Annotated in this window: 21 protein-coding genes and 1 tRNA gene; 6 read left to right on the top strand and 16 right to left on the bottom strand. The window is 54.9% G+C overall.

The genetic code is table 11. The features are described 5' to 3' along the window. Positions 1-239 precede the first annotated feature (239 nt). Both FF011L_RS17280 and FF011L_RS17285 read left to right on the top strand, forming a co-directional pair. Positions 240-1,910 carry a sigma-70 family RNA polymerase sigma factor gene (locus FF011L_RS17280; protein WP_145352846.1) on the top strand — a complete coding sequence of 557 codons (1,671 nt, stop codon included), beginning with the start codon at positions 240-242 and terminating at the stop codon, positions 1,908-1,910. Positions 1,911-2,221: 311 nt separating this feature from the next. Next, positions 2,222-2,833 carry a superoxide dismutase family protein gene (locus FF011L_RS17285; RefSeq protein ID WP_145352847.1) on the top strand — a complete coding sequence of 204 codons (612 nt, stop codon included), beginning with the start codon at positions 2,222-2,224 and terminating at the stop codon, positions 2,831-2,833. Positions 2,834-3,220: 387 nt separating this feature from the next. Here the strand turns inward: FF011L_RS17285 and FF011L_RS17290 are convergent, their stop codons facing one another. Then, positions 3,221-4,270, bottom strand: coding sequence for a DUF4013 domain-containing protein (locus tag FF011L_RS17290; protein WP_145352848.1), 1,050 nt, complete (start codon positions 4,268-4,270; stop codon positions 3,221-3,223). A gap of 905 nt (positions 4,271-5,175) precedes the next feature. Here FF011L_RS17290 and FF011L_RS17295 point away from each other — a divergent pair. Beyond that, entirely contained in the window at positions 5,176-6,573 is a 1,398-nt protein-coding gene (locus FF011L_RS17295; RefSeq protein WP_145352849.1) for a trypsin-like peptidase domain-containing protein, read from the top strand. Between the two features lie 231 nt (positions 6,574-6,804). On the opposite strand, the gene FF011L_RS17300 is transcribed toward FF011L_RS17295, so the two are convergent. From FF011L_RS17300 to FF011L_RS17365, 14 genes are all read right to left on the bottom strand, one after another. After that, positions 6,805-7,884, bottom strand: coding sequence for a M42 family metallopeptidase (locus tag FF011L_RS17300; RefSeq protein ID WP_145352850.1), 1,080 nt, complete (start codon positions 7,882-7,884; stop codon positions 6,805-6,807). Between the two features lie 127 nt (positions 7,885-8,011). Further along, the gene (locus FF011L_RS17305) at positions 8,012-8,431 is read right to left on the bottom strand and encodes a carboxypeptidase-like regulatory domain-containing protein (RefSeq protein ID WP_145352851.1); all 420 of its coding nucleotides are present in this window, start codon (positions 8,429-8,431) and stop codon (positions 8,012-8,014) included. Positions 8,432-8,660: 229 nt separating this feature from the next. Further along, entirely contained in the window at positions 8,661-9,626 is a 966-nt protein-coding gene (locus tag FF011L_RS17310) for a DUF1559 domain-containing protein (RefSeq protein ID WP_145352852.1), read from the bottom strand. Between the two features lie 382 nt (positions 9,627-10,008). Next, positions 10,009-10,296, bottom strand: coding sequence for a hypothetical protein (locus FF011L_RS17315; RefSeq protein ID WP_145352853.1), 288 nt, complete (start codon positions 10,294-10,296; stop codon positions 10,009-10,011). 863 nt (positions 10,297-11,159) lie between these two features. Further along, entirely contained in the window at positions 11,160-11,801 is a 642-nt protein-coding gene (locus tag FF011L_RS17320) for a response regulator transcription factor (protein WP_145352854.1), read from the bottom strand. Positions 11,802-12,384: 583 nt separating this feature from the next. Beyond that, positions 12,385-12,456, bottom strand: a tRNA-Glu gene (locus FF011L_RS17325). Positions 12,457-12,604: 148 nt separating this feature from the next. Further along, positions 12,605-12,793 (bottom strand): carbon storage regulator CsrA, encoded by a 189-nt coding sequence (gene csrA / locus FF011L_RS17330; protein ID WP_145352855.1) that lies wholly within the window; start codon positions 12,791-12,793, stop codon positions 12,605-12,607. Between the two features lie 439 nt (positions 12,794-13,232). Then, on the bottom strand, positions 13,233-13,826 hold the full coding sequence (locus tag FF011L_RS17335) for a LutC/YkgG family protein (protein ID WP_145352856.1): 594 nt from the start codon (positions 13,824-13,826) through the stop codon (positions 13,233-13,235). A 5-nt stretch (positions 13,827-13,831) separates the two neighbouring features. After that, positions 13,832-15,304: a lactate utilization protein B gene (locus tag FF011L_RS17340; protein ID WP_391560941.1), complete on the bottom strand. Its 1,473-nt coding sequence runs from the start codon at positions 15,302-15,304 to the stop codon at positions 13,832-13,834. Beyond that, on the bottom strand, positions 15,262-16,047 hold the full coding sequence (locus FF011L_RS17345) for a (Fe-S)-binding protein (protein WP_145352858.1): 786 nt from the start codon (positions 16,045-16,047) through the stop codon (positions 15,262-15,264). Before FF011L_RS17345 ends, FF011L_RS17340 begins: the two co-directional genes overlap by 43 nt. 104 nt (positions 16,048-16,151) lie before the next feature. Next, on the bottom strand, positions 16,152-17,018 hold the full coding sequence (locus FF011L_RS17350; RefSeq protein ID WP_246109477.1) for an OmpA/MotB family protein: 867 nt from the start codon (positions 17,016-17,018) through the stop codon (positions 16,152-16,154). A 242-nt stretch (positions 17,019-17,260) separates the two neighbouring features. Continuing rightward, entirely contained in the window at positions 17,261-17,740 is a 480-nt protein-coding gene (locus tag FF011L_RS17355) for a dihydrofolate reductase (RefSeq protein WP_145352859.1), read from the bottom strand. A gap of 222 nt (positions 17,741-17,962) precedes the next feature. Next, complete coding sequence (locus FF011L_RS17360; RefSeq protein WP_145352860.1) at positions 17,963-18,757, bottom strand: thymidylate synthase; 795 nt, start codon at positions 18,755-18,757, stop codon at positions 17,963-17,965. Between the two features lie 77 nt (positions 18,758-18,834). Beyond that, the gene (locus tag FF011L_RS17365; RefSeq protein WP_145352861.1) at positions 18,835-19,503 is read right to left on the bottom strand and encodes a class I SAM-dependent methyltransferase; all 669 of its coding nucleotides are present in this window, start codon (positions 19,501-19,503) and stop codon (positions 18,835-18,837) included. Between the two features lie 395 nt (positions 19,504-19,898). On the opposite strand from FF011L_RS17365, the gene FF011L_RS17370 reads away from it, so the two are divergent. The 3 genes from FF011L_RS17370 to FF011L_RS17380 all read left to right on the top strand — a co-directional run bounded on the left by FF011L_RS17370 (position 19,899) and on the right by FF011L_RS17380 (position 22,526). After that, positions 19,899-20,900 carry a hypothetical protein gene (locus tag FF011L_RS17370; protein ID WP_145352862.1) on the top strand — a complete coding sequence of 334 codons (1,002 nt, stop codon included), beginning with the start codon at positions 19,899-19,901 and terminating at the stop codon, positions 20,898-20,900. A gap of 106 nt (positions 20,901-21,006) precedes the next feature. Beyond that, positions 21,007-22,044, top strand: coding sequence for a deoxyhypusine synthase family protein (locus FF011L_RS17375; RefSeq protein ID WP_145352863.1), 1,038 nt, complete (start codon positions 21,007-21,009; stop codon positions 22,042-22,044). A gap of 32 nt (positions 22,045-22,076) precedes the next feature. Further along, positions 22,077-22,526: an acyl-CoA thioesterase gene (locus FF011L_RS17380; protein WP_145352864.1), complete on the top strand. Its 450-nt coding sequence runs from the start codon at positions 22,077-22,079 to the stop codon at positions 22,524-22,526. A gap of 727 nt (positions 22,527-23,253) precedes the next feature. Here FF011L_RS17380 and FF011L_RS17385 read toward each other — a convergent pair. Continuing rightward, positions 23,254-23,793, bottom strand: coding sequence for a hypothetical protein (locus FF011L_RS17385; RefSeq protein ID WP_145352865.1), 540 nt, complete (start codon positions 23,791-23,793; stop codon positions 23,254-23,256). Positions 23,794-23,804 lie beyond the last annotated feature (11 nt).

Consider the following 23,804-nt stretch of genomic DNA (forward strand, 5'->3'; position numbering starts at 1 on the left):
ATCAAGGGCAGCCGAACCTTTTTAGAACTTTTGGGTCTTTTGATGGAGAGAGCGGACGCTTTTTCGCGTCTATGTAGAAGGACGAAGAACACATAGCAGTCGGCATGGAGCCGGCAAGTCATTACAATGGTGCTTCACGAGGAAGTGTCCCCCGGGCTTACTGAGTATTGATCGAGCGACCCGCCGGGGTCGCATGGACGTTTCGGTCGAGAATACTCCCAGACTGGGATTGATGTGCGATGCACGAAGAATATCGCGACGAAAATATTAAACAACTGCGCGACCAACAGGTCCGTTTCGCTCCTCGAGCTAAAAAGCTTGAACAGGCGATGCGAGCGGAGCAGCTATTGGCTGATCTAGAAGACAGCCGTAGTTACTCTTTTGATTTTGTCTGCTTCCGGATCACCGATTATCGGCCCGAACTGTCGCAGCGACGCAATATCAAAGGAGCCGATCTGAAGTATGACCTTCGTCTATTCGTCGAAGACATGTCTGAAGCTGCAGACATCACGATCGAAGAAGCGAACGAGTCGGTCCATACCGTCGGCGACCTGAGCCGCATGTTCAGTGTATCGACCAAAACCATCAGCCGTTGGCGAGACCAAGGCTTGGTAAGCCGCCGGTTTGTCGTCGGTGGACGCAAACGCGTCGGATTCCTGCAAAGCAGCGTCGAGCGATTTGTTGCCAAAAATGGCGCAAGAATCCGCCGTGGCGAACGCTTCAGCCAATTAAGCGACGAAGAGAAGGGTGAAATCATCGAACGCGCCAGACAGCTGGCCGAATCGGGAGCCAGCCTTTCCGAGGTGACTCGCTGCTTGGCAGAACAGATGCACCGGAGCCCCGAAACGGTCCGCTACACGCTGAAGAATTACGATGCTGAAAACGCCTCCTTGGCGATTTTCCCCAACCATCGTGGGACTTTGACCGAAGAGGACAAGCGTTCGATCTTTCAACAGTTCCATCGCGGTTCGACGGTCAATCAATTGTGCAAACGCTACGGGCGGACTCGCAGTAGCATCACCCGCATCTTGGTTGACGTTCGAGTGGCTCGGACGATGGAGTTGCCGCTGGACTACATGTACAACGAAGACTTCGAGGATGCTTCTCGCGAACCTGAATTCCTAGGTGAAATGCCAGCGCTGGATCCAGCATCCAGACGACAACGCGTTCCTGCAGACCTGCCTCCTTACTTGGCCGCTTTGTACGACGTGCCTCTGCTGAATCGCGAACAGGAATACCACCTGTTTCGCAAGATGAACTACTTGAAGCACAAAGCCAGCCAGCTTCGTGAACAATTGCAGAACAGTGCGGATCGCGCGGCGGTCATGGAACAGATTCATGACCTGTACGAGCAAGCTGTTGCGGTCAAAAACAAGATCGTGCAGTCGAACCTAAGACTGGTCGTTTCCATCGCGAAGCGGCACATGAACAGCACGGACGATTTCTTCGCACTCGTAAGCGATGGCAACATGTCATTGATTCGAGCCGCCGAGAAATTCGATTATGGGCGCGGAAACAAATTCAGCACCTACGCCACTTGGGCGATCATGAAGAATTTCGCACGCACGATTCCTTCGGAATTCAAGCACCGTGATCGATTCCGCACCACCGCGGAAGAGCTGTTCCTGGCTCAAAGCGATAATCGAGGCAATCCGTTCGTCGAAGAATCGACCCAGCGTCAACGTCAACGCGAAGTCGGTCGCATCCTGAATCGCTTGGATGAACGTGAGCAAAAGATCATTAGTGCTCGCTTTGGCCTAGCCAAAGGCAGCGAGCCACTAACGCTGAAAGAAGTTGGACAGGAAATGGGCGTCACCAAAGAGCGAATTCGCCAATTGGAAGCTCGGGCCCTGAACAAACTTCGCGAAGCCGCAAGCGAAGCGAAAATCGACGTCGAACTAGGCAGCTAGAAACTGCCGGCAAGGGACTCCGCCGCACAAGCAAACATTGCTTGCTGCGGCTGGCGAGGAACCGGCCCCATCTACTAGTGGAACGGCACAAGCCGTCCGACCTGCAGCGGTAAAAGCATCTGCGACACCTTCTCCGTCGCAAGCCCGCCCTAAGCAGGAAAACGCAGGCGCCCCGGTAGAAACCTAGGCCTGAAAGCCTGCAGTTTTGGCACACAATTCGCGACGTCTGATTACAGTACATGGTGCAGGGCAATCTGCTCTATTCACCAATCAACGTCCCGTTTCTAACTCTTTCCGAAAGTCCCTAAGTCATGATCCGAACCAAACCCTTCGCGCTAGCGGTCGCCTTCGCCACATGTTTTGCGTTCTCTTCGGCGAGCGCTCAGGATAAACCAGCCCATTCCCACGAGAAAGAGTCCCATCATGGGCACGCGGAAGCGGGGCATCATCACGGTGACCTCCCGACCTTTGGCGTCGCGATCGTGACCCCGACCAAAGGAAACAAGGTCCGCGGAGTTCTTCAGCTGAAGCAAGTCGGAGACGACCTGAAGGTGATGGGCAAGGTCCGTAATTTAACTCCGGGAAAGCACGGATTCCATATCCATGAATTCGGTGATTTTCGCGACGGGGCTAAAGGGACAAGCGCTGGGGGCCACTTTAACCCAGCGGGAGTCGATCATGGCCCGGAGGGTCATGGTCATGTGGGTGACCTGGGCAACATCACAGCAAACGACGAAGGTGTCGCCACAATCAAAACCACTCTTAAAAACACCAAACTGCACTTCGTCCTCGGACGCAGCTTTGTCATTCATGCAGACGCTGATGACCTTAAAAGCCAGCCCAGCGGAAATGCTGGACCTCGAGTCGGCTTGGGCATCATCGGAATCGGAAATGCCGAATACAAACCAGCTGCAAAAAAATAGTCATCGCTAGCTTCCAAACCAAAGGCAAGACCTGGAGCCCCATATGCTTCAGCCTTGCCTTTTTTCGTTGGCAACCAGCGGGATCATCCCAATGCCACCAACCGTGACATCTTTCTAAGCGGAACGGCGCAAGCCGCCCGGAAAAGAAAGGTCCGTGCATTGTCTTCCTAGCGGTGCGGCGCGAGCCGCCCGGCCAATTGCGCGATCCCACGCTTCCAAAAAGGCCGGACGGCTTGCGCCGTGCCGCTAAGAAAGGTCCGTGCACTGTCTTCCTAGCGGTGCGGCGCGAGCCGCCCGGCCAATGGTGCGATCCCCCACTCCCCAAAAAGGCCGGACGGCTTGCGCCGTGCCGCTAAGAAAGTTAGGCGATGCCTTGGCTCCGAATTACTAGGTTCCCGTAAAGGGAACCGGTACCAGGATCGCATGTTGGTGGAACCAAGTTTGCAGGCCGTGGACGTCTAGATACTGCGAGAGAAATACGAACAACATGTAGATCCCTACGATCGCTGGCATCAATCCTCTTGCCATCCATCTTTGAATTCCTGCCCACCATCCTTGTGGCTCTGGTCGATGATTGGAACGACGCGTTGCTAATCCCAGAACGGTTCTTGCTGGCAACATCAGGGCAACAAACATCAGACATGGAAGCCATGTCGCTTCCCTCGGAAGCGTTTCTATTTTTAGCAGGTACAACGGAATCGCTAATCCAAATAGCAGTAGGGCTGCGAAGGTATGGGCCCAGGGTGCTCTCCGATAGGACCTTCTTACGGCAGCCACATTAAACATTTCCGTCAAACGATTTTTCTCGGCAAAGCGAGACTGCAGCAGAGGGACGTACATCAAAACGATTCCCATCGCGACAAACGCCAATGCTCCCAGCACCCCCGCACTTCCACCTTTCCCTTCTCGGTTTGCCACAATCAGCAAAATCGCAGGGACAATGATCCAGACCAAAGTCCCCACCGCCCCCCGGACTCCTAACCAGAACAATCGAGGGACTTCCAGCGAAACAAGCAGGCTCCATAAATCGTCTCGAGCAGCCAGCCATGTCGAGGGACGCCAATAGGTTTTTAGAAAGCGAATAGGCGCGGGCCAAAGGTAATCGCGAAGCCGCCCGCCGCGCATCCATGCCCACGACAAATAAATTCCAGCAGCCCCTACCGCGAACCCGCCCAGCCAACGAAGGGGTAAAGAGGCATTGCTTTCAGGGTCGATCAGGCGAGCGACCTGCGACCAATGAGTCAATAAATGGACGGGCAGGCTGACTAGAAAAATTGCCGCCAATGCGAAACCGATTCGAGTCGCCACATCGCTCCATGGAAAACTATCGCGGAGTTTTTCGCCACGCGAGAGCCTTCCAGAAACCTCCAACATGTAGCCAAAAGTGATCCACTGAAGCGCGGGGATGGCGGCCAAAAGAGCCAGCAGGACAGACAACGAACCGAAGCGAAAGAGCCCCACCGTGGCTCCGGCCACTGCCGTAAAGCTTCTCCGAGGCCAGCTTCTTGCGGCGCCGCGATCGGGTTGCGAGGAAACTAATCTCGCCTGCACAACCGCCTCTTCTCTTGGCACGCTCTCACCGACCTCCGCCGGGGAAGGCTGGACTAAATTGGTTTTTATCGCGTCAATTCGAATCGCCCTCCTCAAAAGAGACACTGCCGTCGGTTTATAGGATCCGTTCGTCGCGAACTAGAGAAGCTTGGCAATGTATTCCGAAAAAATCAATTCTTCCGAAAAGTTCGCTCAGGATTCTTAAACCGATAGCCGATTTTAGACTACTGCGGGGGGGCCCGTGTATGCTCGCCGGTACGCACCAGGCCATTCAAGCCATGGTGCGTACCGGCGTACTTGAGTGCAATGAAATCTCAAAACGCACCTTTCTTTTTATTCATCCGTATCTGCATTGCTGCCGGAATTTTCGGGGCAACGGGATGCGTTGGCTTGAACATTCCTAGCGTGCGTTATCACGAAACGCCCGATCCGGGACCTCGGACTTTAGACGAGGCCCTGTTGTTCTCCAAAACCTCGCCAGGCAGCGGCCCAAACGTCCAAAGTTGTGGACTGAATTGCTCCGGGCATTGTGAAGAGGTCGATTGCGGACCTGATTCGGGTCCCGCGGAGAAGCTTCCCGAAGTTCCCTGGCCTCGATTTCACCCCGTCCCCACCCACCCGGTCTACCAATCTGGTCTTCCGGGGGCCGAAATGTGGTAACCGTGGTAAACCTTGCCGGTTGAGAATCGCCCCATCAAGAGATAGGTGGCCCTATTCCGATCCTTGCATTCATAAGGATCCTACGCGATTCACCAATCATCACGGCTGCACGGATTGACTCTAGCCAATCCGTGAGCGACTCGATAACCGGCGCGAGTTATATGCTTTACGATACGAAGATCACGGTCTCGCGGCCAACACCCCGCCTTTTGCTGGCTGCAGCCCTGGTATTCACCTTGCTGGCGTCCCCTACGGCTCTTGGGGATTCGCCGCGGGAAACATCCGTGGTGCGGGCCTACCGAGCGGCTAGCCCGTCCGTCGTCAACATTCACGGGCAAAAAACCATTCGTTCGACCACGGCTGGCTTTAATGGCAGTTCCGCTGAATCGTTCCGACAAGTAAACGGGATGGGTACCGGAGTCATTGTCGACCCGCGGGGCTACATCATTACGAACTTCCACGTCATCGAAGATGTGGCCGACATTCGTGTGACCCTGAAAGATGGACGAACGGTTTCCGCTTCGACGATTTCACATAATCGAGCCAACGACCTAGCGGTCATCAAAATCAATGTTTCCGAACCGCTTCCAGTCATCGCTCGGACCAGTAGCGAGGACCTAATGGTCGGCGAACCGGTACTGGCGATCGGCAACGCCTTTGGTTACGAAAACACGCTGACCCAAGGGATCATCAGTGCACTCCACCGAGACGTACCGGTCAACGAAACGCAGTCCTACCGCGATTTGATCCAGACGAGTGCCGGAATCAACCCTGGCAATTCCGGCGGGCCTCTGCTGAACATCGAAGGAAAAATGATCGGGATCAACGTCGCCGTCCGCGTCGGTGCCCAACAGATCGCCTTTACGATCCCTGTCGACCAAGCTCTGGAAACGGTCGCCATCATGCTGGAAGAACGCAATCGCAAGCAGGTGAGCCTTGGGGTTGAGGAACTGCTCGCTCCGGGGACTCAATCGCTTCAAATCGAACACCCTCTTTCGACTCAGCTGGAACCGGGCGACAAAATCACCAAAGTTGCCAACAAAGAAGTTCAGACGCGATTCGATTTTGCCCTAGCGGCCACGGAAGTACGTCCCGGCGACTCGGTGCCAATGCAGATCACTCGCAACGGCGTTAAGAAAGAATTCACTTTGGTGGCCGGCGATCCCAGCACCAGCAACTTCGGCGCTCGCACGGCAGACTTGGTTTGGCAGTGGATTGGCATCCGCACCGAACCCCTCAGCTCAGCCGAACTACGCCGCCTGAATCAGCGTACCGCCACGCCCAATCAGGGAGGACTAAAAATCACCTCCCTGCGAAGTGGCTCGCCGGCGGCTCATCAGGGAATTGAACCAGGAGACATTCTGCTTGGGATTCATGAGTGGCGAACGGCCTCGTTGGATGACCTTGAAATGATCATCGACCATCCCGAATTGCAACGAGCCCCAGAAACTCGGTTTTATATTCTACGCAGTAACAAAACGCTTTACGGTTACATGCGACTTGCAGACCGACCGGTCGCCCGCCGTTAAGTTTCTGTTTTCCTGAAGCAATCGCCTGCTTCGACCCGCTTAACCCGGGTCTCGGGACTTTTGGGATTCGCTGCCAATGCAGCTACCCAACAGTCGACCCAGCCGAGACCCGGTTTTTTTTCGTTATCGCTTCTGCTAACGATTCGCGTGAATTTTCGTTTACAAAATCTAACGGCCCCCTCGGCTCGAATGCATTGGTTGCAACCAATGCATTTGCATGAGGATCGAAACCTATCCGACGCAAGGCGTAAAATCGTCATCCGCGGATAATTCGAGTGCAAAGTGACTTAGCAACTCTGCCGCATTGTCGATGTCTTCGGTGGAAATGGTTTCTACGGCCGAGTGCATGTAGCGATTGGGGATCGCTACCAATCCGGTGGCAACGCCACCGCCATGGATCTGCAAAACGTTCGCGTCATTGGGCGTCGCCCGTCCGATCGCTGCCACCTGGTAGGGGATCCCGTTCCGTTCAGCCAGCTCGATTAAGCGAGCGACCACCCGTGGATTCATGTTCGGCCCGCGGGCAATCACCGGGCCTCTTCCTAAGCGAATATCTCCACGCTGGGTTTTATCGATCGTCGGACAATCGGATGCATGGGTGACATCGACCGCGATCGCCACGTCGGGGCGAATCGATCCAGCGGCCGTTTTCGCACCGCGCAGTCCGATCTCTTCTTGCACGGTCGAAACGCTGGTCAGCTGGCAACGCAGTTCGCTTTTCGAAACCGCCGCTCGCCGAAAGGCTTCCATCACGGTCCACATCCCTGTCGTGTTATCCATTGCGGGTCCGCTCAAATGGGCACCTAACAGGGCGCGATGATTCAGATGCAAGGTAATCGGGTCGCCGATTCGGACGTGCTTTTCAGCTTCGGCCTTATCACAAGCTCCGATATCCAACCACATTTGTTCGATCTTGACGACTTCGGTTCGCTCGGACGTAGAGAGCAGATGGATCGGTTTGCGGCTGATCACGGCAGGCAAAGGACCGTGGTCGGTCCAGATGGTCATGGTTTGACCGATCAATTGTTGCGGATCCCAGCCACCAATGGTGTTGGCGTAAACAAATCCTTCGTCATCGATATAAGAAACCAGCATCCCAATCTGATCGCAGTGACCTGCGTACATCAAGCGAGGCCCATCACCCGGTACCGAACTAGCCATCAGGTTCCCGTGCACATCAATGCGCACACTTTCAGCAACCGGTTCGATGTATTGACGCACGACCGCCTGAACCTTCTCTTCATATCCAGAAGGACTTGGGGTCGCGAGTGCATCCATCAAAAATTGACGAGCTGCTGGTTCAATTGCCATGGGGATCTATCCGTATCAAGTCGTGTCGAAAAGAGACTGAACATAAAAAAACGGCGAGTTGCATGGCCGTATCGAGCCAACAACTCGCCGCATCATTAATCGAATGCGAACTGACAATAGCGGGAAACTAGTCCAGCTTCAATTCCAACTCGGATTCGTCTTTGTCGATCGTCACTTTATAGGTCGATGTTCCCGGACCATATTTCGTAATAACCTCTTTGTAATCAGGGTCATCGGAGCTGGAGCCCCCCTGAACCGCAGCCGGATCGGTTGCGTACACAGTATGTTCGCCTGGCGGTACTCCCGGCGAATTGCCAACCATCATCTTGTACCGGCCTTGTTCATCACTCATCGCCATCGCTTCAGGATGAATGTCCGGATTTGCAGGATGGAAAATCAAAAACACCTTCGGTACCGGTTCGCCATTATGCGTAACGGTCCCTTCGACTTCATAAAAGCCAGTGCTTGGCGTACACCCCGATAGCAAGGGCAGGGCGGAACTGCACAAAGCAATCATGACAACAGCGGTTCGTTTTATTCGGATCATATTCGGCAAGGTTATAGAAGCGTTAATATGTGGGCGATTCACCGCATGGCACATGCGCACCCGACTTGCTGCTTTTTCAAGCGACCAGCCGCCTCAAAGAGATCCGCAAAAGGGGGATATTTCCTTTTCATCAAGAGAAGAATCAAGAAAACATTACCCCCTTTCGCTTCAAAAAGTGCAAACGCATGCAGATACAAAAGCCGTAAAAGGACAGCCAAACTGGCCCCTACTAATTCTGCACGACTTCACCGGCATCACGACTATGAATCGCGCGCCAATTGTTCACCGAAATCGTTTCACTAACAAAGCCAACGCTACCGTCACAGTAAGCGACCATGATTCCCGAAGGATGCATTCCTCGAGCCAGTCGACCGGTGACTCGCCAAGCATCGATCACAATTGCCTTGGGTAAGTTTGGAGGAAAACTATTGCCGCCCTGGTGCGAAATCGACTCACCCTGTGAACTGTGGTTCATCCATACAAAAGGATTTGTAGGACGATTATGTCCTTGAATGAAGTTGGACTGCTCCACGAACAACAACGTGTTGGACGAACCATCGATGATCGATCCAAACGTATAGTTCTTGTTCTTGTGGAAGATGCCGTCGGTGTCCGTGGCCCGTTCGGGACAACAAGTGCTCATTCTTGTGCCACCACTGTTCCCCGCGTAGTCCTTAAAGGCCCCTTCATCGCCGATCAGCGGAACGCTGGGGCAACGGAATGCAGCGGGAGCGGAGGTACAAGGCAGTTCATTGACGACCCCGTGATTCGTCTCAGGACCGTAGTCACCGAAATAGACGTCCCCCCGTTCGGGCGTGTACGGGAGCTGGTTGAAATCCATCTGGTCGTACAGATTCTGCCCTTCCATAAATGGCAGGATCGCCACGGGCCACGCCCACATTCCGTTGTACCACCGACCATTCGGTTCGGAATTCGCCTGAGCGCGTGTCGAATTGGTTCCCAGACCATTCCACGCGATGTTGCCGGCAGGGAATTTCTTGTGAGTGTCGTGGTAGTTATGTACCGCCAACGCCATGTTCTTCATGTTGTTGCTGCAAGACATACGCCTGGCAGCCTCTCTAGCCGCCTGGACCGCAGGCAACAACAAGCCAACCAATACACCGATGATCGCGATCACCACTAGCAGCTCAACCAACGTAAAACCGACACGATGCCGGCCAAGATAAGTACGCATCAGAGACCCCTACGCTTTAGAAAAGAAAAGCAAACAGCAACGATCACCGCTCGGGCGACCGCGACTCCGAAAAGCAAGCAAGAATATGCAAAATTTGAAAAGTACCGATTAACCGGCGGCCCCACCCCCTTAAAGGGCTTTAGTGTGGTTTTAACGATCACTAGGACCAAATTGCAAGCAGAATTTTCTGCATTTGTCAAATAATGGCTTGACCATGCGATCTGAGTGCGCCGGAAATCAGGGTGTAAAGCCCCCTCAAGAACGTCCCTTTGGGGAGCCTTCAGCAGAGGCGAGGCGTCCCCATTTCACAGGGCTGTAGCTGGCACGATTTCGCAAGGTCATGGGCGTTCTGCCGGTCCTGCCAAGAGCGAATTGCCGCACGCTAAATGCCACGCATTTCTTTAGCACCAATGCGCAATTTCACCGGTAAATCGCTGATTTTTCTTACGATACGGAAAGTCGGGATGCACCGTAACGAAGCGAAGAAAAACGTCCGCGACGATGCAGATGTGGTCGGCTCTGGCTGCGTGAAACGTACCGGCAAACCGCTGAAGTTTTCAGGTGGTGAATTCGGAAGATTTACGTCGTTTAAAAATCCGGCTACGCGAGGCTCAAAAAACATGACAATGCGACGCGAGCCAGTACGGCAAACCGCAGGATTTTTGAGCATTGCGGCGAGCCGGATCACGAGAAATGAAGCGTTGTTTTTAGCGGGCGAGCTAGAAAAGTGCTCCCGGAAGGAATTCCCATGGCGATTTGCAGACCGTCCGAGCCGGTCGGCATGCGTCCAATGCCGCCCACTATTTCTTAGCGGAACGGCGCGAGCCGTCCGGCAAATACGCGAGGCATTTCCAAAGCGATGCCCGGTCGGCATGCGTCCAATGCCGCCCACTATTTCTTAGCGGAACGGCGCGAGCCGTCCGGCAAATACGCGAGGCATTTCCAAAGCGATGCCCGGTCGGCGTGCGTCCAACGCCACCCACTATTCTTAGCGGAACGGCGCGAGCCGTCCGGCAAATACGCGAGGCATTTCCAAAGCGATGCCCGGTCGGCGTCCGTCCAACGCCTCCCACTATTTCTTAGCGGAACGGCGCGAGCCGTCCGGCAAAATACGCGAAGCATTTCCAAAGCGATGCCCGGTCGGCATGCGTCCAATGCCGTCCAATATTCTTAGCGGAACGGCGCGAGCCGTCCGGCAAAATACGCGAGGCATTTCCAAAGCGATGCCCGGTCGGCATGCGTCCAACGCCGCTCACTATTTCTTAGCGGAACGGCGCGAGCCGTCCGGCAAAATACGCGAGGCAATTCCAAAGCGATGCCCGGTCGGCGTCCGTCCAATGCCATCCACTATTTCTTAGCGGAACGGCGCGAGCCGTCCGGCAATCGCATTGAAAACACAACGAACGGGCCGGACGGCTTGCGCCGTTCCGCTAAGAATAGGACCGGATAGCCGACGGGCCGTTCCGCTAAGAGGGTCGCTGCTGCTACCTCAGCCCGATGCCGCGGGTGAACGGGAAGAGAGATTCTCGATATTTAGGAATCGGGGTGGGCGGTCAACCAGAGAAGCACCATTGAGGCGATGGACGTGACGCCAAACTTTTTGAAAATCGCAGCACGTCTGGATTCCACCGTCCGCAGACTGACGTCCAGCCTGGCAGCGATGACTTTATTGGCCAAACCTTCGATCAACATGTGGGCAACTGCACGCTCTCCCTCATTGAGCGATTCAACACACTGCTTCGCGTGCTCACGTTCCGCATCTTTGACGCTGTTTCGCTTATCCAGGCGGATCGCTTCGACGATCATCGTCCATAACTTTTCCCGACGGCAAGGTTTTTCGATCAGGCTGATCGCTCCGCCGCGGACGGCTCGGACCGTCGACTGCGTGTCCGGGAATGCGGTCACGACGATCACCGGGATAGTCAGATCCTGCTCTTGAAGTTTTTCAATCAGATCGATTCCGCTCATCCCTGGCATTCTCTGATCCGTGACGATGCAGGCAGGGCGTTGATTCCGATAAGTCGCCAAGAACGCTTCCGCCGAATCATACGACTCAACCGGCAAGGACATCGACTTCACCATTTCAGCGATCACATTCCGGGAACTGGCTTCATCATCGACGACAAAGACGATGGGATCGGCCGGGAAGGTATCTTGCGTCGTTTGGTCAGGCATAAGTCACGGTTCAAAAAGGGGCTCAAAGTCGGGCATCGATTGCTTTCCCTGATCATTCCAGAAAAGAATGTAACGGGTTCGCGCTGCCTAAATAAAGCCCGCCCCCTCGATTCTGGGGGGGCCAAAGGCAACCCGCATTGCCCATCGTTATACACGTTAGAACGAAGGGCGATTTGCAAATGACCCCAAAAAACGGGAATATCTTTTCAGTCCGATCGTCCCCGGAAATCGAATCCGCTGCGGACGGTCCCGCCACTTTCAAGCATCCCAAACATTGCTCCGGCCCGCGGCATCGCAGCGATCGCTTTCAAGTCGATCCACTTGGCCTGCGAAGCCTGTCAGATCGGACGCCGCGAGGTCGATCGGTCGATCATCACCCCAAGCCGAAACGACGCAGAGAAGGGCACATGAGAGCGCGACATCGCGTCCCACGTCAAAGCCCTGAACCGTCCGCCGAACGCGTCTCTTGAACAGGCAGAAAACGGTCCAAGGCAATTCGGCGCAGTCTTTGCAGGCGCATAAAAAAACCCCGGCAAATCCAGACCAATAATGGCTTTGGATTTACCGGGGCATTGTCAAAAGATGACCCCTACGGGACTCGAACCCGTGCTGCCGCCGTGAAAGGGCGGTGTCCTAACCGCTAGACGAAGGGGCCCTCGCTGTCGCTGGCCTAATGTTTACCAGGAGGCACTCGAATGCGTCAAGGGTCGGGGCAATATTTTTTCAAACCCGGCGACTTTTCTTGCTGCACAGCTGGCCAAATAGACCAAAACCCTAAGCATTTCGCGTTGAAATATTTTTACTTAAACTTGCTCAGGAGCGTCTTCTTTGCTGCGTTGAATCGCGTCATAGACTTCGCGGCGGTGAACGGGCACTTCGCGAGGAGCTTCGACTCCCAGGCGGACCTTGTCGCCTCTTATCTCAACGACGACAATCTTGATGTCGTTGTTGATGACGATGCTCTCATTTTTCTTCCGAGATAAAACTAACATCCATTCATTCCTTTGTGACCGGCGGCGTGTATTCCCGAAATTGAACTCCGGCCTGTAAACGATCCGACACCATGTCGGCTCGCGCCTCGTCGTTCTTCGGCGTGACTTCTACGATGGAGCAAAAAAACCAAATTTGGCATTGACACCACAAGGTGGCTCTATCGTTACCTAATTCACTCTACGTCACGCCTAAGCGGAGTCAAGCAAGTGCTTCCTATTTTTTTACGTTTTTTAAAAACGGAGGCCCGAATTGGCATGCCTTTGATCGGGCTTTGATGTAGGCAAAACGCCCTACCCAAGAAGCAGACTTGCGGTTCCCCCCAAAGCAATGGGTCCGCGAAGAGTCAGGCAAGCCACCCCCCAAGCCCCCTGGGTGCCTACCGAGATTCCGTGCCAATTGGCACAGGATTTGACGACCGATCCGACAGGGAATGCCGGCCTACACCAGCAAGAACAGAGTGAGGGTACGGCATCCATGCGCCCCCAAAACTAAGGATTGTTCGATGTCAGCGGTTTTACTAGGCCCCGAAACAAAGACGCCGTAACGTTCGATCGCCCCGATCGATTCGTAGGCACCATGCATATGATGCACCAGGTCCTCGGCTTTCAACACAACCCCTAGATGCTGGGTAATGAAGACCTGAACCCGGTTATTAAGCTCTTGGGTTGGAACCCACACCGCTCCATTCTCAGCGACCCCTAAACGGCTTTGGATTAACAGCCAATCGAGCGAGGCCCAATCGTGCCCGCTTGTTCTTGAGGAGACTTGGACATTTCCAGGGATTTTTTCGATTGTAGAGGCAAATTCGTCCGCCTCGCGAAAACTATCGATCTTAAGAAGATGCTCCGGAACCTCGTCGATCGACCGACAACGGATCACGGTCGCCCCGACCGATTCCGCCGAATGCTGGAATGCATCGGCAAGATCATCAAACCGAATCAAACGATCATGGTCCAGTTCAGGCAACGGCGCTTCAGGAAGCGAACGGCTGCGAACTCGGTCGAGAATGGATTGGCGACTGGAGGAGGTCATGGCAATTATCGATTCTTCGTAGGAGACGATTCCGGATCGGGGGTCACAATCGGCAAGGAGTTCGCCGGACGATCCTGATCCCGATACCAACTACGGAAACTCTTCTTGGGGGCGATGGGCAATTCGCGAGCAACCGCCCAGGTGTTCAGCCGATTGTGAGTCAACGCATGAGGCAGGACTCGCAGGGCGAATCGCCCAAACCAGCCGGCGACTGCGAACAGACGTGGACGCGCGAACAAAGCGGCAGCCGCTTTCATCGGCATGCGTTTGCTAACCGGCAGCAACCCTTCGCGTCCGATTTCCTGTCGCCAAGCCAACAACTGATGGTGCAACGGAATTTTGACCGGGCAAACGTCGGTACATGATCCACACAAGCTGCAGGCAAATGGCAAAGACTTGTGCTGTTCGGTATCTGCAGCAGGGGAAAGCACACTGCCAATCGGTCCCGGGACGACGGAGGCGTAACTATGCCCGCCACTACGCCGATAGACAGGGCAGGTATTCATGCAGGCACCACAGCGAATGCAGTTCAGCGCTTCGCGAAACTCATCGCGGTCACGAATCGAACTTCGCCCATTGTCGACCAATACAATATGCAGCTGCCCCCCCTCTCTTGGCCCCAAGAAATGGGATGAATAAGTGGTGATTGGCTGTCCCGTGGCACTTCTTGCCAGAAGCCTTAAGAAGATTCCAAGGTCGGCTTGGCGAGGAATCAATTTTTCGATCCCCATGCAAGCGATATGCAACGGCGGCAAAGAGGCCCCCAGATCGGCGTTTCCTTCATTGGTGCAAACGGTCACACCGCCGGTTTCCGCGATCGCAAAATTGACTCCGGTAATACCTGCTTGGGCATTTAGGAAACGGTCTCGCAGATGCTGCCGTGCCGCTTCGGTCAGATACTTCGGATCGGAAGCTCCTTTCTCGGTCCCCAAATGCTCATGAAAGGTTTCGCCGACATCTCCTTTCTTCAGGTGAATCGCCGGCAGAACAATATGACTGGGGGGTTCATCGCGAAGCTGAATAATGCGTTCGCCCAAATCCGTATCGACAACTTCGATCCCCTGGGCTTCAAGGTACGGATTGAGGTGGCATTCTTCGGTCAGCATCGACTTGCTTTTGACGACGCGTTGGACGTTATTTTTCTGCAGCAATCCCAACACGATCGCGTTGTGCTCTTCGGCGTCGGCCGCCCAGTGGACGACCGCCCCTGCGGCGGTAGCCTGGCGTTCAAACGCTTCCAGGTATTCCGCCAAATTGGCCTGCGTGTGTGCCTTGGTCTGCGAAGCCAATTCTCGCAAGTATTCCCATTCGGGAATCGAATGAGCTTGACGATCGCGTTTCTCTCGGACGAACCAAAGAGCCCCGTCGTGCCATTTCATCCGTTCTTGATTGGCAACAAAAGGTTTTGCGGCCGTTGGGTGGTCCACGGTCGACTTCATCGTCGTTGTTCCTTTGCGTCGTGATTGATATCGATCGATCTGCCGCACAACAACTGTGCAAGGTGCATGACTCGCAGGGGGCTGCCGTCGCGACGCATCAATCCCTGCATGTGCATCAGGCAAGACATGTCACCGGCGACAATCACTTCGGCATCGGCGGCCGCGTGATCAGCGACTCGGGACAGCCCCATCGCGACGGAGACATCGGCTTCGGCGACCGCAAAGGTCCCTCCGAATCCACAGCACTCATCGGCCCGCTTCAATGTGACACGGGTCAAATCGGGGACGCGTTCAAGAAGCTCGCCCACGCTGTCATTGCCGGTCACCATCCGCTCCGAACAGGCCCCAATTCGCAGCTCCCGCAAACCGTGGCAGCTTTGGTGCAGTCCCACGCGGTGCGGGAAGGAGGGGAAGTTCAGTTTTTCGGCCGGAACATACCGTTCTAGAAACTGCGACAATTCCAGGGTCTTGTCACGCACCGCTTCGAATGCCGCTCGTTTTTCGCCGCTAAACAAATGATCGTAGTGATGCACGACCATCGCGGTACAAGACCCTGAGGGGCAGACCACAAAATCGTAGGGCTGAAAGATTTCAACAAATCGCTCGGCCAGCGGGACAGCCATTTCCGCACAGCCCGTATTGGCCATCGGCTGCCCGCAGCATGTTTGTGCGGACGGAAATTCGACTTGCATGCCGCAAGATTCCAGTAATTCCAACGTCGCGACCGCAACATCTGGATAAAACTGGTCGACATAACACGGAACAAACAGACCGATATGCATGAAAAGCGATAGAGAATTAGGCGCGAAGCAGGGTAAACCAATTTGTTTCTGCTGCCATCATAGCAACCTTGCCCAGCCCTAGAACGCCCAGAGTCCGAAACGAATTAAAACGTTTCAGGATAAATGATAATTTCCACGCGACGATTTGCGGCTCGTCCGGCAGCGGTGGTGTTATCGTAGCGGGGGTTCGCCGCCCCCATCGCTTTCGTAAAGACCTGCGGCGCTGGCAACTTGCCGCGGGTAGTCATGATTTCCAGCACCGCAACCGATTGAGCGGCGGTCAGCTGATGCGGGCTATTGAATTGGCCACCATACAGTGGGCTGCCATCGGAGTGCCCTTCAATCCCGATCCTCTGACGCGGAAAATGACTGCGGATCGCACCGGCAACCGGATCGATAATGGCAGCCGCCTGCGGCTGTGGGTTGGCGGTATTGCTCTGGAACAGCTGATCGGCAGGCAAAACGATACGGAGCGTATTTCCTTCAGGCAAAATCGCCAAGCCTCCCAGCTGAAGGCCCTGAGCCATCGCCTGCAGGTTGGTATTGGCCTGAATCGATGCCCCGCCGCGGAATTTGGTGGAAGCCTGCATGCCCCGCACCTGCTGCTCCGCTTGGCTTGCCGCCAAGCGGGTCTGTTCAAGCTGCGAAGTCGACTCGGCTAACTGCTGACGGACCAGCGACAATTCGTCGCGGTAAACCTGAGTCTGCTGTTCTGCCTGAGCGATCTGCGTATGCAATTGACGGTTATTGTCATCCAACAACTGCACGCGGCGTTGCAATTCGGTGATCTGCGAATCCAGGGGGTTCACTGCAGGCTGCTGTGGATTCTGCCAAGCGGTGGGAGCCGCCATGTATGGATTCTGAGTACAGCCGGCGCTCCCCAGCCCAACCGACACTACAAGCAGAACCTGCAGCAACGCAAGGGTTCCCCCGTGTCGCGTGGTTGGTCGTTGCGGTTGGTTGACTGACAAGGAATGGGCTCCGGTGGCTGATTGAATACCAGCGGAGACTAGAAAAAAAAGAGGTGCAAAATCAAGTCCAATTTCAAATCGGGCTAAAGATCGCCCTGAGAACCTTTTTGAAACCGACCAGATCAGAAGGCAACCCAACAGAATCCGCCCTCAGGTCGCCTAGCTTTGAACCTTCTGCAACGCGAGTGAACCTGTTGCCGGCAAGCGTGAACCTTGCCGAAGCCTCGCTCTCACACCTCGGTTCACTGACGCTGCCAGATTTCATACCGGGTGGGAACACTATCTTTTTCGCCAGCGGGAAATGCTTCGTCGTGCAGCAATTCAAATTCGCTGCGGTCCCACAGGAAACGGGTATCCCCTTCGATATCGGCCAACACCCGAGTCCAATGGACGGCTTGGCAGTACGGCAACATCAGGCGATAGATCTCAGCCCCGCCGACGACAAATGCCTGCTCGTGCTGATCGGCGATCGCCAACGCTTCTTCCAGGTTGACCGTCCGGACTCCTTCGTGGGCCCAGTCGGCAGACCGAGTCAAAACAACATTTAAGCGTCCGGGGAGTGGACGGCCAATCGAATCAAACGTTTTTCGCCCCATGATGATCGGAAACCCCATCGTCAACCGCTTGAACCGCCGCAGATCGGTCGACAAACGCCAGGGCATGCCGCCTTCATTGCCAATCACACCGGAATCGGTTGAAGCTAGGATCGCAGCCAAATTCATGATCGTTGTTCTCTAAAAAGGAAACGGTTAGGTCCCGGCCACGATACGGTGCAGGACAACGGTCGCATCATAACAACACGCTCTCACAGGGAACGTGCAAGGTGCGTTTGCGTTCGTTACTTTCGCGGGGAACGCGCAAGCCATTCGTGGCGTATTGCCCAGCTGCCTAAGCTCTGGCGAGCGTCGCTACGTGACGGCCGTCACGGCTATGGCCGACAACGATCAAACGGCCACGGGGGCTTTGATATGGGGGTGCGGGTCGTAATCGACCAATTCGAAATCCTCGAACTGAAAATCGAAAATCGATTTCCGCTGGTTCAACAACCGCATTTCCGGCAGCTTCCTAGGCTCGCGCTGTAGCTGTAGCCCAGCCTGTTCCAGGTGATTGTTGTACAGATGGACGTCTCCGAAGGTGTGCACAAAATCGCCGGGCTGCAGGCCGGTCACCTCAGCCATCATCAGCGTCAGCAACGCGTAGCTGGCGATATTGAAGGGGACGCCCAGGAAGACATCGGCACTGCGTTGGTACAGTTGGCAGCTGAGGCGTCCCTCGGAGACATAAAACTGGAACAAGCAGTGGCAGGGGGGAAGGGCCATCGAATCGACATCCGCGACATTCCAGGCCGACACGATCAATCGCCTTGAATCGGGGTTGGTGCGGATTGCATTTTCCACTGCGGCGATCTGGTCGATCGTTTCGCCGCTGGGCGTTTGCCAGCTTCGCCACTGCTTTCCGTAAACAGGACCAAGCTCTCCATTTTCGTCCGCCCAATCATCCCAGATGCGGACCCCATTCTCCTTCAGCCAAGCAATGTTTGTCTCACCTCGCAGGAACCACAGCAATTCGTAGAGGATCGAACGCAAGTGGAGTTTCTTTGTGGTTAGCAACGGGAACCCCTGCTGCAAATCGAAACGCAACTGCCGCCCAAACAGACTTCGCGTTCCGGTCCCCGTACGATCATCGCGAACGGCTCCGGCTTCCATGATTTCAGAAAGTAATCCGAGGTAGCTCTGCATGCTTGGACCTTCAATTCGATTTAAAACAGTCGCGGCAAGCGATCATCGCCGCTCGGGAGACGCTACTAAAATCCGATTTATGCAACAGCGATCACGGCATCCAAAGTCCAGTGTCGGTCACTGGTCATCTGGACGGTTTCCGGATCCAAACCAAGCTGGGCGACCATCGCCCGAGTCTCTTCCAGCGTCAAAGCTGCGTGCAACGAGTGTCGCAACAATTGCTGAGCCGATTCCGGTTCGCCGGCCGACACGTCTTGAACGATCGCTTCCACGGCCGATTCACTTACCGGACGGACCAGGTCACGAACGAAGACACGGCCTCCCGGTTTCGTCATACGCACCGATTCGGACAACAGGACCATCGGATCAGGCAGATGATGCAGCAGCGTATTGGAGAGGACGGTATCAAACATATCGTCTTCAAAGACAGCCAGGTCATGAACGTTTTCATGAGCCAATTGAATTCGGTGCAACAACGTCGCAACATCGACATTCGTCTGAGCACAGTCGAGCATCGCCGTGGACGCATCCAGAGCCATCACCCGAACGTCTTCCAATTGCTGACACAAGAAAATCGGAATCCTTGCCGTCCCGGTCCCGATATCCAGAACATCGGGGCCAACACTCCCCCCAGCAACCAAATCGGTCACGAAAGCCTCGTTAACAGCCTGATGGTCCATCTGGTCGTAAAGAGAGGTCTCTTCCAGATCTTCACTGAATTCGAGCTCAAGCGTGCGGGGCAACATGATGCAGATTTCCTATGAAAAGGGGGCTAACAAATTGGCCGCCGCCCCCTTTTTTGTCAACTGGCATGACAAAAACGGCATCACAGCGGGGGATCGGATCCCCGGTAGCAACGCGAGCGGGCAAACAAATACAAGCACGAAGCGCAAGGGAGTAAATAAACGACTCGCTGATGAGGGTCCAATTGAATCGATTGCGTAACGGTTTTGAATACTCGCTTGCGTTTCGTGTTTGTAAACGGCAAGCCGTTTCGCCATCGTTGGAATCGCTACATCCCGAACAGTCCCTCTTTTTAACGTGAGGGGAATTGTTACCTGACAATTTTTCTGCCGAATGCGTGGATAGAAGACCTAGGTTTGCCGAAGTACGTTCCCCAAATACGAATCCGAGGCTTGCCATGATCCGCGCTCCCCATGTCCGTAAAATCCAGTCAGGCTTGATTGCGATTGGTGCCATCGCCCTTCTCATCCTGTTTGTGCTGCCAGCTTTGGCAGTGGAAGAGTTATTGCCGCCTGGCAATGCCATTCCGGACCCGGTCGCGATTCCTTCGGTCGAACCGATTTCGCCTTACGACGTCGTTCCCTACGAAGACGATCCAGCCGTCATCCTTCGGGAAAGCTCATTCCGTGAACAGGAATCGAGCGAGCAATCGATCCTTGACCAATCCGAACCGACCGGTCCTCTGGTCGATGGTCTGCCGATCGAAGGCACGATTTCGCCCGATTCCGAAGTCGTTCTGCACGGCTATCCATATGGGCAAGCCCCTGTCTACAACGACACACCCGACGTTCCTCCCGCGTCCCGTTACGGCAAGCCCAACACTTACAGCGAACCAAGCAACTACGGCGAAACCGAAAGCTACCGAGCAGGAAGGGAATCGATTGAATCGCCGCAGTACATGGAGTCCTTCGAAGGTTCCAGCTACGTTTCTTCACCTCCGATCGGTTATGAGTCGAGCTATCATGCTGACGGTTCCCGTTATCGGTCGGCCGCTCCCCTGAGTGGTTACCGCGGCGCTTACTCGGAACCTCACGAGTACTACGGGCACAACGAACATTACGAACCGTACAGCTTCACGTCACTGTTTGGGCCACGCGCTACCGTTGCCTGCTGCGAACCGCCAAAAATCAAATACTGGAACCACCCGTTGCTGGCTCATGCCTACTGCGGTTGCGAGTGCAAAGAGACCTTTACGACTCGACTTTCGGTACCCTGCCAATGCTGTCCCGTGACGGTCAAGGTCTGCGTCCCACGATGCTGTGTCGGGGCCCCTTCGTGCGAAACGCATCGCGATCTACTGGGACGCAAAACGTACGTTTATTGCTGGCCCTGCGGCTACTCGGTGAAAATTGTCGACCGCCATACCGGCACGTTGATGGTCCACACCTTCAACCGGTAATCCCTTCAAAAAAGATCGGTCCGTTGCTGGCTGAGAAGGTTCTGGCTATGGTGTCGCGACACGCTATTTGTTTGTCGTGGCACCCCAGAATCCAATCGAGCCGTCCATGTCTTCAAAACCGATTGCAACAAACGCAAACACGCCTCCATCGAGCTCCGCCTACGGTGGGCACCCAGCCTCCATTTCAAAGTTTATGGAGCATCACTACCGGCACTTCAACGCTCGCGAGATGCTGGCTGCGGCCAAGTCTTATCGTTCGTTTGTCAGCGAACCGACCAATGGCAAGATGTTGGTTTCGCTGGCTGGCGCGATGAGCACCGGCGAACTTGGGATTTCGCTTGCTGAGATGATCCGTCAGGGCAAAGTCCACGCGATCAGCTGTACAGCGGCCAACCTTGAAGAGGACCTGTTCAACTTGGTCGCTCACGACGAATACAAAATCGTCGAAGATTGGCGAGCCCTTTCGTTGGATGACGAAGTGGCCCTCCGGGACGAAGGTTTCAACCGCGTCACCGACACCTGCATCCCCGAAACCGTGATGCGTCATCTGGAACGCCGCCTGCTGAAACTGTGGCAGGAAGCGGCCGACAGCGGGCAGGCTTATACTCCGGCCGAGTACATGTTCCGGTTGCTGGACGACCCTGAATTGCCACAGCACTTCCAAATCCCCGTGGAAAACAGCTGGATGGTTGCCGCCAAGGAGATGGGAATCCCGGTATTCGTCCCTGGATACGAAGATTCAACCCTTGGCAATATCTTTGCCGCTCGCGTCTACGAGGGAAAAGTCGCCACCCACAATTGCCTTCTGAGCGGCACCGCTCAGATGGAACGGCTGATCAAGTGGTACCAGGCGAATTCGACCGACAATCCGATCGGATTCTTTCAAATCGGTGGCGGAATCGCAGGAGATTTCGCAATTTGCGCTGTACCGCTGATGATCCAAGATTTGAAACTAGATATTCCTCTGTGGGGGTACTTTTGCCAGATCAGCGACGCAGTCACCAGTTACGGTGGATATAGCGGAGCGGTTCCCAACGAGAAAATCACGTGGTACAAACTCGATCGTGATGCACCCAAGTTTATGGTTCAAAGTGACGCAACGATCTGCGCCCCTTTGATGTTTGCATACGTTCTGGGCTGGTAGTTCCAGCAGAGGCTTCCAACGCACAACTCAAAATGGATGTACCACACGTGTCAGCCGTCTTCGATTTCGAATATGTGGTTCAAGCCGACGAAATCGACGCACAGGATCACGTCCACAACCTGCGTTACCTCCAGTGGTCTCTGTGGGCGGCTCATCGCCACACCGCAGCGGGAGGCTGGGATTCTCGAGCCCAATTGGATGAAAACGGGATCGGCTGGGTGGTTCGGTCTCACGAAATCACCTACCGAGCGGCCGCTTTTGCGGAGGATCAATTGATCGTCCGCACATGGGTATCGGAAGTCAGTCACGTTTCATGTGAGCGCAAATTTTTGATTTGCCGGCCCGCAGACCGCACCATTTTGTGCCGCGGCGCAACTCGCTGGGCATTCGTAAACCTACGGATCCGCAAAGCGGTTGCCATCCCACAGTCGCTTCTAGACGCCGCACAGCCACTCACCAAATCACCAGGTCCGCCCTGGTAGAAGCGGGCACCGCAGCGGGCTGAGCACAGGAAGTCAGTTGGGTTTTGCGAGGCCTAACTGACGGGTTAGTGATTGTCGCCTTTCGCTCGGGACGTGAATTTTATAATTGACGAAAGTCTGGCTCCCCTCGCCCCTAAGCAAGCTCTTTGTTGCGGAAGGAATCTTAGCTAGCTCATTCCCTGGTCTCGGCCTTTTCGTTGGATTTGTCGGAGCTTGCTTGGGGGAGAGGGGAGCCAGATTTTCTTTACTTATTCTTTTCACGTCCCCCGCGAAAGACCGTTATCTTCAACCTTCTTTCGCGGGCGACGTGCAGTCTATTGGAGACGGTTTCCAAGCGGGGTTGCTGCGGTGCGGCAATGCATCAGAAAATCCCACCCGGCTGCGCAACTTTTGAAGTTACGTTTTTTGCAATTCAGTCATTCGATACGTTAGCAAGCCCTCGGTATCGAATGTTGCAGGCATCGACATGGCGTCTTTTGTGTCGACCCTTTCTTTTACGCTTGCGCATCGACCGGGGCTTGGCAGCCCCGGCATGGGAAAATGTGCTAGTGAAAAGGCCCGAAGGGCCGACACAAAGCCAGAGGGGAATGCATCCCGACAACGCAACTTCAAAACGCGTAAGCGAGGAACTGGACGCGATACCTCGCTTACCGGTTTGTTGATTCAATCGAAAGCGAAAGGCGACAAAAAGAGCACCGACGTTCTCATGGCGACTTCTTCGCCCCCACTACTCGCTGGGCAGGATATCCGCCATCAACGCTTGCCACTCGTTCCACTGAATCTGCTCCAGTGGCCGCGCGTTCGATTTGCCGCGAACAGCGCTTTGGCAGGCGTCGACGAAGGCGTATGGATCTAGCGCTCCATCGGCTTGCAGTTCCTCAGGCACGCCGCCACCCGCCTGTGCGATCTGCGCGTAAACCGCATGGGGACCGACTTGCCGGAACCAATATTTTGAGTTCCCAAAATCACCCTCTCGGCGATGCATAATCCCATGCAAGAAACTTCCTTCCGGAGTCTTGATCGACTGGCTGATGTCGTGCGACCGATCCAGCTCTCCGGCCAACAACCAAAGCCCTGAGCAGACCAAATCGATTTGCAAAGAATTCCACTCCGCGGACCTTTCCAGATCCCCGTTTACAGCGATGTACTTTGCGATACTTTCAACCGCATCCCCAGCATCCAGCGGCGACAGTGGAGTGGCGGAGATCACCTCAACCATCGCGGGAGGCAATTGTTTTTTCAGGACGGGAAAAGTGATTTCAGGCATTGTTTTACTCA

This window comes from Roseimaritima multifibrata (assembly GCF_007741495.1).
In the GTDB taxonomy this organism is placed as follows: domain Bacteria; phylum Planctomycetota; class Planctomycetia; order Pirellulales; family Pirellulaceae; genus Roseimaritima; species Roseimaritima multifibrata.

Bases quoted from the DNA above. Each gene is read 5' to 3' on its own strand.
- FF011L_RS17280 (WP_145352846.1), top strand. From the start codon at position 240: ATGCACGAAGAATATCGCGACGAAAATATTAAACAACTGCGCGACCAA.
- FF011L_RS17375 (WP_145352863.1), top strand. From the start codon at position 21,007: ATGTCTTCAAAACCGATTGCAACAAACGCAAACACGCCTCCATCGAGC.
- FF011L_RS17385 (WP_145352865.1), bottom strand. From the start codon at position 23,793: ATGCCTGAAATCACTTTTCCCGTCCTGAAAAAACAATTGCCTCCCGCG.
- FF011L_RS17380 (WP_145352864.1), top strand. From the start codon at position 22,077: ATGGATGTACCACACGTGTCAGCCGTCTTCGATTTCGAATATGTGGTT.
- FF011L_RS17320 (WP_145352854.1), bottom strand. From the start codon at position 11,801: ATGCCTGACCAAACGACGCAAGATACCTTCCCGGCCGATCCCATCGTC.
- FF011L_RS17365 (WP_145352861.1), bottom strand. From the start codon at position 19,503: ATGTTGCCCCGCACGCTTGAGCTCGAATTCAGTGAAGATCTGGAAGAG.
- FF011L_RS17285 (WP_145352847.1), top strand. From the start codon at position 2,222: ATGATCCGAACCAAACCCTTCGCGCTAGCGGTCGCCTTCGCCACATGT.
- FF011L_RS17335 (WP_145352856.1), bottom strand. From the start codon at position 13,826: ATGACCTCCTCCAGTCGCCAATCCATTCTCGACCGAGTTCGCAGCCGT.
- csrA (WP_145352855.1), bottom strand. From the start codon at position 12,793: ATGTTAGTTTTATCTCGGAAGAAAAATGAGAGCATCGTCATCAACAAC.
- FF011L_RS17370 (WP_145352862.1), top strand. From the start codon at position 19,899: ATGATCCGCGCTCCCCATGTCCGTAAAATCCAGTCAGGCTTGATTGCG.
- FF011L_RS17360 (WP_145352860.1), bottom strand. From the start codon at position 18,757: ATGCAGAGCTACCTCGGATTACTTTCTGAAATCATGGAAGCCGGAGCC.
- FF011L_RS17355 (WP_145352859.1), bottom strand. From the start codon at position 17,740: ATGAATTTGGCTGCGATCCTAGCTTCAACCGATTCCGGTGTGATTGGC.
- FF011L_RS17310 (WP_145352852.1), bottom strand. From the start codon at position 9,626: ATGCGTACTTATCTTGGCCGGCATCGTGTCGGTTTTACGTTGGTTGAG.
- FF011L_RS17315 (WP_145352853.1), bottom strand. From the start codon at position 10,296: ATGCTCAAAAATCCTGCGGTTTGCCGTACTGGCTCGCGTCGCATTGTC.
- FF011L_RS17345 (WP_145352858.1), bottom strand. From the start codon at position 16,047: ATGCATATCGGTCTGTTTGTTCCGTGTTATGTCGACCAGTTTTATCCA.
- FF011L_RS17305 (WP_145352851.1), bottom strand. From the start codon at position 8,431: ATGATCCGAATAAAACGAACCGCTGTTGTCATGATTGCTTTGTGCAGT.
- FF011L_RS17300 (WP_145352850.1), bottom strand. From the start codon at position 7,884: ATGGCAATTGAACCAGCAGCTCGTCAATTTTTGATGGATGCACTCGCG.